The sequence below is a fragment of the Arthrobacter sp. CAL618 genome (genome assembly GCF_000468215.1).
Taxonomy (GTDB): Bacteria; Actinomycetota; Actinomycetes; order Actinomycetales; family Micrococcaceae; genus Arthrobacter_D.
Map to the genome: position 1 here is coordinate 1 of NZ_ASZW01000098.1, position 11477 is coordinate 11477.

Consider the following 11477-nt stretch of genomic DNA (forward strand, 5'->3'; position numbering starts at 1 on the left):
CCCGCCACGGCGGCAGCTTCGGGAGCTTCGGCGCCGTCACCATCCTCTGCGCCGCCCAGCTCGCCGCCACCTGCGGCCCCCTCCCGGGCCGCGGAACCGTCAGTCGGGGCCCCGCCGGCCCGCTGGAATACCGGCCCCAGCACCAGCGCAGGCCAGAGCGGTCCCGCCCCGCAGTCCCCCGTTACACCCGCCGCCACACCCAGCCGCCCCCAGCGAAGCAGGGTGGCAACTTCGGAACCGGACGACTCGTGGGCCTCCGTGGAGCCGCCCTCCGACGAATACGATCTGGGCCCGGAAAGCAATGCCTGGCAAACAGCCCAACCCGCAGCCCCCGACGACTCTGGGCAGACCCTGTCCACCCGCCGTCCGCCGCAGACCGCCCCAGGTCAGAACTCAACACCGGCGCAGCCCGACGCGCCGGTTCGGGAAAAAGCCCAGGAACGGCCGACGGCAGACCCGGTGGGCACATCGCAGCAACAGCCCCCGCGGGCTCCTGCGGTTGACCAGCCCCCACCGGCGGTCGCCGGCCAGCCAGCCAAACCGCTCAGCAGGTATCAGCGGCTCCTTGACGAAGCGGAGCGGAAGCGGCTGGAAGAGGAAGCGGCCAATCCCCCCGAAGGCGCCGTAGACTTGACCTACGTTGAGGACGAGCCGAGCGCCGACGATGAAACCATCGAAGAGTCCGGGCTGGTTGGACGCTCAGCGATCGAACGCATCCTGAACGGCAAACTGATTGAGGAACGCGGCGTCGACAGCCCCTAGCGTTCCGTTCCAGTGAAATAGCAACCAGAAGAAGGTCCAGTGTACGAAGGCGCAGTCCAGGAGCTCATCGACGAACTGGGCAGGCTTCCGGGGGTTGGACCCAAGTCGGCCCAGCGGCTGGCCTTCTACATCCTGGAGGGCGACGGCGAGGACATCAAGCGCCTGGTGAATGCCATCGTCACGGTGAAGGAACGGGTCAAATTCTGCACGGTGTGCGGCAATGTGGCTGAGCAGGAAACCTGCGGGATCTGCCGCGATCCGCGCCGCGACCCGACAGCGATTTGTGTGGTGGAAGAGTCAAAGGACGTCATCGCCGTCGAACGGACCCGATCGTTCAGGGGGCGCTACCATGTGCTCGGCGGCGCCATCAACCCGATTGCTGGTATCGGCCCGGACCAGCTCCGGATCCGTGAGCTCCTCAGTAGACTCTCCGACGACAAGATCGAGGAGATCATCATCGCCACCGACCCGAACCTCGAAGGGGAAGCGACCGCCACTTACCTGGCCCGGATGCTCAAGACCATCGGGATCAAGGTGACACGCCTGGCCTCAGGACTGCCGGTGGGAGGCGACCTCGAATATGCCGACGAAGTGACCCTCGGCCGCGCCTTCGAAGGACGCCGCACCGTTTCCTAGCCTGTCCCCCGGCTGGGATCAGGCGATCCGGGTCCCCTGCGCGAGCCGCCGGGCCGGGGTCACCAGCTTTCGCTGCCCGAGCCATAGCAGCCCGCCGGCGAGCGCCGACTGCAGCACCAGCCCGAGGGGCCAGATCGGGAACCGGTCTTCGGGGAGGTCCCGCCCGTAGCCCTGGACCTCATCACAGGTTATGTCGTAGTCGGGTCCGGCCTGCAGGTAGCGGACACCTTCGCTGATGCTCTCCATGATACCGGGCTGCCGGTAGACATCGGCGTTAGTCGGCTCCGACATCTGGCCGACGTCGAACCCGCGACCGTAGGGCACCGCATCCGCCACAATGACAAAGGGGTTGGCTGCTAGTAACCAGGCCGTCCGTTCGGTGTGGTGCACGGTCTGGATCTGGGTCTGGGTGACGCATTCCAGCTGGTCTTCCGGCGGCGGCGTTACCGAAAAATCAGTGTCCGCCGGATATTCCAGGTACGAGTAGGTCACCTCCGCGTTCTCCTCCTCGATCAGCGCATAGCTCAGGCCGAAAGTGATCAGGGTGCCGATACCCAGCAGGGCCACCACCATATAGGTGGTGACGATGGAGAAGAGCGGCCGGTTGGCCAGCGCCGAAATGCCGATCCCGATCGCTGACACGATACCCAGTTCCACACTGAGCATCAGCAGCGAGACGAAAGCCTCCGCGGGGTTCACTCCGCCGAGAGCGAGCGCCCAGAAAATGAACGGGGTACTGACCAGAAGGAAGGCGAGCGAGGCAACCCAGGAGGCGAGCCACTTGCCCCACAGGATTTGCCCAGGGGTGAGCAGGGTGATCTGCAGGATGGCGAGCGTCCCGGCCGCTCGATCTCCGTTCACGGCATTGGCTGAAAGTCCCGGCGCCACCAGAAGCCCAAAAAAGAGGACGAAGCCCACCACCAGGTCGAAAAGGATGGCCCCCGATCCGAACGTTGCAGCAGTGGTCACCGATGCCAGCAAAAACACCAGGCCGATGACAACGAACCATACGAGGAGCATGATGTACCAGGCCCGGGCACGGAGCCGCTGCCGCATTTCGAGGCCGAACACGGCTTTGACGCCGCCCCAGTACGTCAGGGCCAGGTCAGGGGAAGCGCCGGTCGAGCCCGGCTGCTCTGCGATTGAAACGCTCATTGTCTGTCCGTATCGAGGCTCATGTAGGTTTCTTCGAGGGCTCCACCCGCCGGGGCGAAAGCGGTTATCGCGACGTCGGCCATGACCAGGGTGCGTAGCAGCCACGCCGCCTCGTCTGCACTGCTAACCAGCACCTGGTATTCGGCGCGGCGGGAATCGCCACGCACCTCGAACTCAACGCCATGGCTGGTGAGGGCAGCCGCCAGCGGCTGCATGGGTTCCGCCTGAATGTAGTAGCGGCGGATCTGGGTGCCTGCCTCATCAAGCGTCTGATTCTTGACCGACTCACCACGATTGATGAACACCGCGCGGTCCGCGATTTCGTCGAGTTCAGACAGCACGTGGCTCGACACCACAACGGTCTTCCCCTGGTCTGCCAGAGACCGCAGGGTGGCGCGAAGTTCCACCCGGGAGCCCGGGTCCAACCCCGATGCCGGCTCGTCGAGGAGGAGAACCGCCGGGTCGTGGATCAGCGCCCGCGCCAGGCTCAGTCGCTGCTGCTGCCCCCGGGACAGCACCCGTGCTGGCTGGTCCGCGAATTCCTCGAGGCGTACGGCGGCGAGCATCTCCGCAGCCCGTGACCGGCGTTGCCCAACCGGCATTCCATAGAGCGAGCCCATGACGGTGAGGATCTCGGTAGCGGTCAACGATTCCCACACCCCCAGGGTGTCAGGCATCCACCCCACCCGGCGTCGCACCGCCGCGGCGTCCTGCATCGGGTCTACCCCGCCAACCGTGAGCGTCCCACTGTCGGGCGCGAGGAGCGAGGCAAGGATCAGCAGCAAAGTGGTCTTGCCTGAGCCGTTAGGCCCAATCAGCGCTGTCACCTCGCCGGGCGGCGCCGCAAAGTCGATGTGCCTGATAGCCGCAACGGAGCCAAAACTCCGCGCAATCCCTCTGGCAACGATTCCCCCATACTCGTTGTTCATAAGGTGAACCCTATGCGACTTGCGTCACCTCCAGGGGATATGGACGGAACAATCGGACGCGCAATTGGCTGCCACAAAAGGCACAGGGCTAAACTTGGACCGTCAACCGAGGCGCCGTAGTCGTCGCACGGCAACACCTACCAACATTCGTCAGCGAGCGTGCGCATGAGCCTGATCGTCCAAAAATTCGGTGGTTCCTCAGTGGGGGACGCCGCCGGGATCAAACGTGTCGCGCAGCGGATCGTTCAGACGCAGCGCGCCGGGCACCAGGTGGTAGTGGTGGTATCGGCGATGGGCGACAGCACCGATGAGCTCCTGGACCTCGCCGCGCAGGTCTCGAACGACGTCGTCGCCGCCCCCCGCGAGATGGATATGCTCCTGAGCGCTGGTGAACGCATCTCAATGGCGCTCCTGGCGATGGGCATCCAGGGTCTCGGCTCCTCGGCTCAGTCATTCACCGGCAGCCAGGCCGGCATGATCACTGACGCCATCCACGGCCGTGCCCGCATCATCTCGGTGTCCCCGCATCGAATCAAGACCGTGATTGACCGCGGCGACGTCGCGATTGTCGCCGGGTTTCAGGGTATGAGCCGGGAAAGCAATGACATCACCACCCTCGGTCGTGGCGGGTCGGATACGACGGCGGTGGCGCTCGCCGCTGCGCTGAATGCTGACGTGTGCGAAATTTACACCGACGTGGACGGCATCTATACGGCTGATCCCCGGGTGGTGCCCAGCGCCCGGAAGATCGACGAGATTTCGAGTGAGGAAATGTTGGAGATGGCGGCCTCGGGCGCGAAAATCCTGCATCTGCGGAGCGTCGAGTACGCGCGACGGTTCGGGGTCCGGCTGCACGTCCGCTCCTCGTTCAGCGAGCAGGAAGGGACCTGGGTGCTACCCAGCCCCGATGACCAAATCAAAATTCAAGAGGGAGATCCCATGGAACAGCCCATTATCTCGGGCGTCGCCCACGACCGTTCGGAGGCGAAGGTCACGGTGGTGGGCGTACCGGACATTCCCGGCAAGGCCGCCGAAATCTTTGGCATCGTCGCGGGGGCGCACTCCAACATCGACATGATTGTGCAGAACGTCTCCACCCACGGTTCGGGCCGCACAGACATTTCCTTCACCCTGCCGATTGTCGAGGGCTCTGAGGCGCTCGCCGCGCTGAAAAGCGCCCAGGAGCATGTGGGCTATGAAAGCGTCGACTACAACGAAAAGATCGGCAAGCTATCGCTGATCGGCGCAGGCATGAGGTCAAACCCGGGCGTGTCCTACCGGTTCTTCAAGGCGCTTTCCGACGCCGGAGTGAACATCGACATGATTTCCACCTCCGAGATCCGCATTTCGGTGGTGACGGACGCGGACCTGCTGGACCGCGCCGTCCGCGCTGTGCACGCGGCGTTTGATCTGGACGGCGAAACGGTCGCTACGGTTCACGCAGGTACCGGCCGCTAACCCTCGGTGTGAAGGGGTTTCTTGCCTGACCAGTCGGCATACTTCATCGGAGGTTCGGGTGGCGGGGCCGGCGGGTGCTCCTTACGCACGGCGTAGTGGTGGCCCTCCGAATCTTCCTCCACCTCGAACCCGGCGAGGTCCGCCTCGGAGGCCTGCTCGAACTCGTCATGCCGGTGAACCACCGGGAGGGTGGGATCGCCCCGCTCGGCCGGACCCAGGAACACTTTGGCCGGGTTCTTCAGCCATTTTCGAGGGGAATTCCTGCTGGACTCGCTCATTCGAACCGCCTTCTTTCCTCGCGATACGCCGTTGGCCAATTTTACCGCCAAAGCACCGAAAAGGCGCCACATTCCCGGGGCCTTCCTTCCGTTCCTGAGCCGTGTCCAGCACAATCGAGACACAGCCCACCGGACCGACCCTAAGGAACCCGCGATGCGGAACTCGGCAGCAGCAATCTGGCAAACGGTGCACGCCGAACGACGGCATCTGGCCGCAGATTTGTCCGATCTGAGCGAATCACAGTGGACAGTTCCATCGCTCTGCCCGGGCTGGACAATCCACGATGTCCTCGCCCACCTGGTGGACACCGCCCGGACCAGCAGGGTCTCCTTTATCCGCGACCTGTTAGCGGCGCGAATGAATTTTGACCGCGCGAACGAGGTTGGTGTGGCTCGCACCCGGCGGGATGACCCGCGGGATACGCTCGCCGCGTTCATGGACACGGCGCATCTGACTCGGACGCCTCCGGCCAACCCCGCAACCCGATTGGTCGAGGCAATCGTGCACGGCGAAGATATTCGCCGCCCCCTGGGTCTTACTGGGAGCTACCCACACCGAGCGGTGATTCAGGCCCTCGCCTACCAGCTACAAACCCGTGTCTCCTACGGGGGCGGTCGTGAGCGGGCCGCTGGGCTGCGGCTGATTGATCGCGGGACCGGAACATCGTGGGGGTTGGGCGACGACGTCGAAGGGGATCCCCTCGATCTGTTGGTGGCGGTCTCCGGAAGGCCGGTCGGCCCGGAGACCCTGGCCGGCCGCGGCGCGCACCGCCTGACCGGCGCCGCGTAGCCCTAACTTTTCGGCACGATGTAGGTGCTGCCGTCGGGCCGCTTCACGGTCTCCCACTGTGACGCGTCTGCTTCGCGCTCCTTCAGGGACGCCTGACTCTCACTGGTCATCGGGTGGTCCAGGGAACTGCTTTGCGCCGGCCCGAACACCGCTCGCGCACGTCCGGTCGCCTTCATGAACCGGTGCACAAAACTGGGCTTGCTAGCCATGCTGTTCCTTCCGCGGGTCCTGCTTGACCGAGTGTCTTCTCTCATTATCCTCCTGCGCTGAGAGGCCCCACGCTTCGACCGGAGTACGGGCCCGGTGAGACACTTGTTGGGTGAGTAGTTCAACAATCAATGCGCCGACGCCGGCCCGCCCGGGCACCCTCACGGTGCTCCAGCGGGACGAGTGGATTGCCGCAGCCGAAACTCATCGGGCGAGAGTGGAACCGTTCGCGCAGCCCTACCTGAACCGTCGCGCGGCTGGGAAAAAGCATCCGGTCGAGGATTTCCTGTTCACCTACTACACCCAGAAACCAGGCCCACTGGCGCGGTGGCACCCGGGCGCCGGCGTCGTGCTCGTCGGTCCCGAGGCCGCCGAGCGGGCAAACTGGAAACACTATCGGCTGCTCACCGGAGCAGAGCGCTCGGTGCTGGCGCTGGCCGGCGAGGACGTCGCCGTCACCGCGGACGTCGACGGCTTTCGACAGGACCGGGCGGAAGCACTGGATTTCGCAGCCATCATTGTTCGCCGCACGCAAGCCCGGCGGGCGCAACTCGGCTGTTTCGGGTTGCATGAGTGGGCCATGGCGTACCGGTCCCAGGTCAACGGCGTGCGGCATGAGTATCTTGAACTCCGGCTCGGGGCTGAAGGAACCGATCAGTTGGTGGAGGACAGCCGGATCAGCTGCACCCACTTTGACGCGTTCCGCTTCTATACGCCGCAGGCTGCGCCGCTGAACACGCTGCAGCCCACCAGGGAAACACAACGCGACCTTGAACAGCCGGGTTGCCTGCACGCCAACATGGACCTCTACAAGTGGGCCTACAAGCTCAGCCCCTTACTGCCGAGCGATCTGGTGATGGACTGTTTTGAGCTTGCCTGGCGGATCCGCGCAATGGATATGCAGGCTTCGCCCTATGACCTCAGCGCGTGGGGCTACCCGCCGATCCGCATTGAAACGCCTGAGGGCCGCGCCGAATATGCCCGCCTGCAGCGTGGGTTCTCCGAGGAGTCGCAGCAGCTTCGGCAACGATTGGGTACCGCTTTGGGGAAACTGGAACCCGCGGGCACCGAGCAGGCGTTGGATCAGTGAACCCCCGGCGCCCAGCAGAAACGTCCTATCACGGCAAGTGAAGGAGCCCCCATGATCCGCGAACACCAACCCCGACACCAGCTGTCGCGGGTGAATCTTCTCCTCGGTGCAGGCGTACTGCTCCTGGCTCTTGCGGGATGCGGTGCCGAAAGCAGCGGCCCGGCGACTGGGTCCACCAGCACCGCACCGACCCCAGACGCTACGACGGGCACGCCCGAAGCGTCAGCATCCCCCGGAGACGAGGCCACCGCCGATTCCCAGCTCACAGTGATCGTGTCAGCCGGCGACGACGTCGAACCGGTCACCTACGAGTTGGCCTGTGCCGCCGGAGCCCCGGTCGGCGAGTCGGCGTTACCGGATCCAGCGGCGGCCTGCGCGGTGCTGGCGGCGCACGGCGACCTGATCAAGACGGAGCCGGACCCCGACGCCATGTGCACGATGCAGTACGGAGGACCGGAAATCGCCGTCGTGACCGGCACCCTCGACGGCGAACAGATCGACGCGTCCTTCTCCCGTGAGAACGGTTGTGAGATCGACAGGTGGAGCCTGTTCGAACCGCTGCTCGGGACCCCTGGCGGCACCGGCGCCCTGTGACCACCGCCGGCGTTTCGTAAGCTGCGCAGATAAAATCACAGCTGGTAGGCGATCCCCGTTAGACTGGTAGGGCAAGCTCGCGGAGCGCTGGATTCACCACATTCCTCAGCGTGAGACGGCACCTCCGAAGCCACTGCATTTAACGCACCTTGAGCCCAGGAGTTACCGGATGCCCCGGATAGTTGTCGACGTCATGCCCAAACCCGAGATCCTTGACCCACAGGGCAAAGCCATTGCCGGCGCACTGCCCCGGCTGGGCTTTACCGGGTTCTCAGGGGTCCGCCAGGGAAAGCGCTTTGAACTCACTGTCGACGGCGAGGTGACCGAAGAGTTGCTGGAACAGGCGCGGACCGCGGCCGCCACCTTGCTGTCCAACCCGGTCATCGAGGATGTCACCCGCGTTGAGGTGCTCCCCGAGGGATCCGCCGAGGGCGAGCAGTGACCCTGGAAGCCGACACCCTCAACTCGACGCTCGACTCAGTCCGGGTCGGCATAGTCACCTTCCCCGGCTCCCTTGACGACCGCGACGCTGCGCGGGCGGTTCGCCTCGCCGGCGGCACCGCAGTCCCGCTGTGGCACGGTGACCACGACCTGCAAAGCGTTGACGCGGTCGTCGTTCCGGGCGGTTTCTCTTACGGCGACTACCTGCGCGCCGGTGCCATCTCCCGGTTCGCTCCGCTGATGGAACAGATCACCGCCGCAGCATCGGGTGGCGAGAACGCGCTGCCGGTGCTGGGAATCTGCAACGGCTTCCAGGTCCTGACCGAGGCCCACCTGTTGCCCGGGTCGATGATCAAGAACAACCACCTCCATTTCCTGTGCCAGGACCAACGGTTGCGGGTGGAGAATGCTGACACCGCGTGGACCGCTTCCTACGCTGCGGGCGACGAGATCGTGGTTCCGTTGAAGAATCAGGACGGACAGTTCGTTGCTGACGAACGCACCCTCGACGAGCTGGAGGGTGAGGGTCGGGTCGTCTTCCGCTACGTCGGCGGCAACCCCAACGGGTCCCGCCGGGACATTGCCGGCATCTCCAACGCTGCCGGGAATGTTGTGGGCCTGATGCCACACCCTGAACACGCAGTCGAAGCCGGGTTTGGCCCCGATTCGTCGGCCGTCGGACAGGTCGGTGTCCGCGGTGGCACCGACGGACTGGGAATATTCACCTCTGTACTGAAGAAACTGGTTAAGTAAGTGACCCTCAATAGCTCCGCCGCGCCCGCCGAGGCCCGCAAGTTCAACATCGACACCGTGGCCCACGCCCTAGAGACTCCCGACGTCGAACTCCCCTGGGCCGCGCTCGGCCTGAAAGAAAACGAATTCGACCGGGTAGTCGAAATCCTCGGCCGCCGCCCCACCGCCGCCGAGCTGGCCATGTACTCGGTGATGTGGAGTGAACACTGCTCCTACAAGTCCTCGAAGGTGCACCTGGCGCAGTTTGGGGACAAGGTCACCGACGCCATGAAGGAACACCTCCTGGTGGGCATCGGCGAGAACGCCGGCGTCGTCGACATCGGCGATGGCTGGGCTGTCACCTTCAAGGTCGAGTCCCACAACCACCCCTCCTTCGTCGAGCCCTACCAGGGCGCAGCGACCGGCGTCGGCGGTATTGTGCGCGACATCATTTCGATGGGCGCACGCCCGGTCGCGATCATGGACCCGCTGCGGTTCGGTGCGATCGACCACCCGGACACCCCCCGCCTGGTGCACGGCATTGTGTCCGGCATCGGCGGGTACGGCAACTCCCTCGGCCTGCCCAACATCGGCGGCGAAGTGGTATTCGACTCGGTCTACCAGGGCAATCCGCTGGTCAACGCACTCGCCGTCGGCGTCCTGCGGCACGAGGACATCCGTCTGGCCAACGCTTCGGGCGTGGGCAACAAGGTGGTCCTGTTTGGTGCCCGCACCGGCGGCGACGGCATCGGCGGCGCCTCGGTGCTGGCCTCCGAGTCCTTCGACGCTGACAAGCCCTCCAAGCGCCCCGCCGTGCAGGTGGGAGACCCGTTCGCCGAGAAGGTCCTCATCGAGTGCTGCCTTGAGCTGTTCAAGGCTTCGGTGGTGGAAGGCATCCAGGACCTTGGCGCCGCCGGGATCTCCTGCGCCACCTCCGAACTGGCCTCCAACGGCGACGGCGGCATGCACGTCGAGCTGACCGATGTGCTGTTGCGCGATCCTTCCCTGACACCGGGCGAGATCCTGATGTCCGAGTCGCAGGAACGCATGATGGCCGTGGTCACCCCGGCCAACGCCGCGGCGTTCGAGGCCATCATGGACAAGTGGAACGTTGAGTACTCGTGGCTCGGTGAGGTCACCGACACCGGCCGGCTCATCATTGAATGGGACGGCGAAAAGATTGTCGACGTCGACCCGCGGACCGTCGCCCACGACGGCCCCGTCTACCACCGGCCCTTCCACCGCCCCACCTGGCTCGACGCGCTACAGCAGAACACGTTCGACGGCGACCGGCCAGCTGACGGCGGCACCCTGCGCGCCGCAGTGCTGGAGTTGATGGCTTCGCCGAACATGTGTTCCAAGGACTGGATCACCAACCAGTACGACAGGTTTGTGCAGGGCAACACAGCCCTCGCCATGCCCGACGACGCGGGCGTGGTCCGGGTGGACGAAGAGAGCGGCCTCGGCGTCGCCATCTCCACCGACGCAAACGGCCGCTACTCCTACCTCAACCCCTACGAGGGTGCCCGCCTGGCCCTCGCCGAGGCTTACCGGAACGTCGCCACCACCGGCGCCAAGCCGCTGGCGGTCACCGATTGCCTGAACTTCGGCTCCCCTGAGGACCCCGAGGTGATGTGGCAGTTCGCCGAAACCGTGCGCGGCCTCGCCGATGCCTGCCAGGAGCTCGGCGTCCCGGTCACCGGCGGCAACGTGTCCCTCTACAACCAGACCGGCGGCGTCCCGATTCACCCGACCCCGGTGGTCGGCGTTCTCGGCGTGTTTGACGACGTCGCCCGCCGCACCCCCTCGGGCTGGCGCGACGACGGGCAGGCCATCTACCTGCTCGGCACCACCCGGGACGAGCTGGACGGCTCGGAGTGGGCGAATCTTCGCGGCCATCTGGGCGGGCAACCTCCGGTCGCCGACCTGACGGCCGAGAAGACCCTCGCCGCCATCCTGATCAACGCTTCCCGTGACGGCATGATCGACGCCGCCCATGATCTCTCCGAGGGCGGTCTCGCCGCAGCGCTGTCAGAGGCGGCATTGCGCTTCGGGGTGGGCGCACGGATCGGAATCGACGAGCTCTGCGAGCGCGACGGCATTGACCCGTTCACTGCGCTGTTCTCCGAGTCCCAGGGCCGCGCCGTCGTCAGCGTGGCCCGCTCCGAAGAGGTGCGGTTCAACGACATGTGCACGGCACGCAACTACCCGCACCTGCGGATTGGTGTGGTCGACGCGGAGAACGGAGCCCTCGACGTGCAGGGCCACTTCACCCTGCCACTCGACGAACTGCGGACCGCCCACGAGGCCACCCTGCCGAACCACTTCGCCTGACCGTCCACCGCGCCCGATCCCGGCAGTCGCCCCACAAAACGGCGAACGCCCCCGATATTTCAGGGGCGTCC

General features: G+C 65.3%; 14 protein-coding genes. 9 read left to right on the plus strand and 5 right to left on the minus strand.

The genetic code is table 11. The annotated features are described in order from the left end of the window. Positions 1 to 197, minus strand: a 197-nt coding sequence (locus tag K728_RS21825; protein WP_035747391.1) for a hypothetical protein, incomplete at its 3' end; no start/stop codon positions are given. Positions 198 to 222: 25 nt separating this feature from the next. Between K728_RS21825 and K728_RS0106250 the strand changes: the two genes are divergently transcribed. Together K728_RS0106250 and recR are read left to right on the plus strand one after the other, a co-directional pair. Further along, a complete protein-coding gene (locus K728_RS0106250) occupies positions 223 to 762 on the plus strand; it encodes a hypothetical protein (protein ID WP_024476227.1) in 540 nt (179 codons plus the stop codon). 39 nt (positions 763 to 801) lie between these two features. Beyond that, complete coding sequence (recR, locus tag K728_RS0106255) at positions 802 to 1398, plus strand: recombination mediator RecR (RefSeq protein WP_019483259.1); 597 nt, start codon at positions 802 to 804, stop codon at positions 1396 to 1398. Between the two features lie 18 nt (positions 1399 to 1416). Here the strand turns inward: recR and K728_RS0106260 are convergent, their stop codons facing one another. Together K728_RS0106260 and K728_RS0106265 are read right to left on the minus strand one after the other, a co-directional pair. Next, entirely contained in the window at positions 1417 to 2553 is a 1137-nt protein-coding gene (locus tag K728_RS0106260; protein WP_024476228.1) for an ABC transporter permease, read from the minus strand. After that, entirely contained in the window at positions 2550 to 3482 is a 933-nt protein-coding gene (locus K728_RS0106265; RefSeq protein WP_024476229.1) for an ABC transporter ATP-binding protein, read from the minus strand. The genes K728_RS0106260 and K728_RS0106265 overlap by 4 nt, the downstream gene beginning before the upstream one ends. Positions 3483 to 3647: 165 nt before the next feature. On the opposite strand from K728_RS0106265, the gene K728_RS0106270 reads away from it, so the two are divergent. Next, positions 3648 to 4940, plus strand: coding sequence for an aspartate kinase (locus K728_RS0106270; RefSeq protein ID WP_019483262.1), 1293 nt, complete (start codon positions 3648 to 3650; stop codon positions 4938 to 4940). On the opposite strand, the gene K728_RS0106275 is transcribed toward K728_RS0106270, so the two are convergent. Continuing rightward, a complete protein-coding gene (locus tag K728_RS0106275) occupies positions 4937 to 5218 on the minus strand; it encodes a hypothetical protein (RefSeq protein WP_024476230.1) in 282 nt (93 codons plus the stop codon). The two genes, K728_RS0106270 and K728_RS0106275, sit on opposite strands and share 4 nt — an antisense overlap. A 154-nt stretch (positions 5219 to 5372) precedes the next feature. Between K728_RS0106275 and K728_RS0106280 the strand changes: the two genes are divergently transcribed. Next, positions 5373 to 6008 carry a maleylpyruvate isomerase family mycothiol-dependent enzyme gene (locus K728_RS0106280; RefSeq protein ID WP_019483264.1) on the plus strand — a complete coding sequence of 212 codons (636 nt, stop codon included), beginning with the start codon at positions 5373 to 5375 and terminating at the stop codon, positions 6006 to 6008. Between the two features lie 2 nt (positions 6009 to 6010). Here the strand turns inward: K728_RS0106280 and K728_RS0106285 are convergent, their stop codons facing one another. Further along, positions 6011 to 6217 (minus strand): hypothetical protein, encoded by a 207-nt coding sequence (locus tag K728_RS0106285; protein ID WP_019483265.1) that lies wholly within the window; start codon positions 6215 to 6217, stop codon positions 6011 to 6013. Positions 6218 to 6327: 110 nt separating this feature from the next. Between K728_RS0106285 and K728_RS0106290 the strand changes: the two genes are divergently transcribed. The 5 genes from K728_RS0106290 to purL all read left to right on the plus strand — a co-directional run bounded on the left by K728_RS0106290 (position 6328) and on the right by purL (position 11406). Further along, a complete protein-coding gene (locus K728_RS0106290) occupies positions 6328 to 7305 on the plus strand; it encodes a hypothetical protein (RefSeq protein WP_051317635.1) in 978 nt (325 codons plus the stop codon). 51 nt (positions 7306 to 7356) lie between these two features. Continuing rightward, entirely contained in the window at positions 7357 to 7899 is a 543-nt protein-coding gene (locus K728_RS18595; protein WP_024476232.1) for an SSI family serine proteinase inhibitor, read from the plus strand. A gap of 169 nt (positions 7900 to 8068) precedes the next feature. After that, positions 8069 to 8341 carry a phosphoribosylformylglycinamidine synthase subunit PurS gene (purS, locus tag K728_RS0106300; protein ID WP_019483268.1) on the plus strand — a complete coding sequence of 91 codons (273 nt, stop codon included), beginning with the start codon at positions 8069 to 8071 and terminating at the stop codon, positions 8339 to 8341. Next, a complete protein-coding gene (gene purQ / locus K728_RS0106305; protein ID WP_019483269.1) occupies positions 8338 to 9093 on the plus strand; it encodes a phosphoribosylformylglycinamidine synthase subunit PurQ in 756 nt (251 codons plus the stop codon). Before purS ends, purQ begins: the two co-directional genes overlap by 4 nt. Then, positions 9094 to 11406 (plus strand): phosphoribosylformylglycinamidine synthase subunit PurL, encoded by a 2313-nt coding sequence (gene purL / locus K728_RS0106310; protein ID WP_019483270.1) that lies wholly within the window; start codon positions 9094 to 9096, stop codon positions 11404 to 11406. The last annotated feature ends 71 nt before the right edge of the window (positions 11407 to 11477 follow it).

Excerpts from the sequence above, each read along its gene's own strand:
- purS (WP_019483268.1), top strand. The coding sequence starts at position 8,069 with ATGCCCCGGATAGTTGTCGACGTCATGCCCAAACCCGAGATCCTTGAC.
- K728_RS18595 (WP_024476232.1), top strand. The coding sequence starts at position 7,357 with ATGATCCGCGAACACCAACCCCGACACCAGCTGTCGCGGGTGAATCTT.
- K728_RS0106280 (WP_019483264.1), top strand. The coding sequence starts at position 5,373 with ATGCGGAACTCGGCAGCAGCAATCTGGCAAACGGTGCACGCCGAACGA.
- K728_RS0106265 (WP_024476229.1), bottom strand. The coding sequence starts at position 3,482 with ATGAACAACGAGTATGGGGGAATCGTTGCCAGAGGGATTGCGCGGAGT.
- K728_RS0106270 (WP_019483262.1), top strand. The coding sequence starts at position 3,648 with ATGAGCCTGATCGTCCAAAAATTCGGTGGTTCCTCAGTGGGGGACGCC.
- K728_RS0106285 (WP_019483265.1), bottom strand. The coding sequence starts at position 6,217 with ATGGCTAGCAAGCCCAGTTTTGTGCACCGGTTCATGAAGGCGACCGGA.
- K728_RS0106260 (WP_024476228.1), bottom strand. The coding sequence starts at position 2,553 with ATGAGCGTTTCAATCGCAGAGCAGCCGGGCTCGACCGGCGCTTCCCCT.
- K728_RS0106275 (WP_024476230.1), bottom strand. The coding sequence starts at position 5,218 with ATGAGCGAGTCCAGCAGGAATTCCCCTCGAAAATGGCTGAAGAACCCG.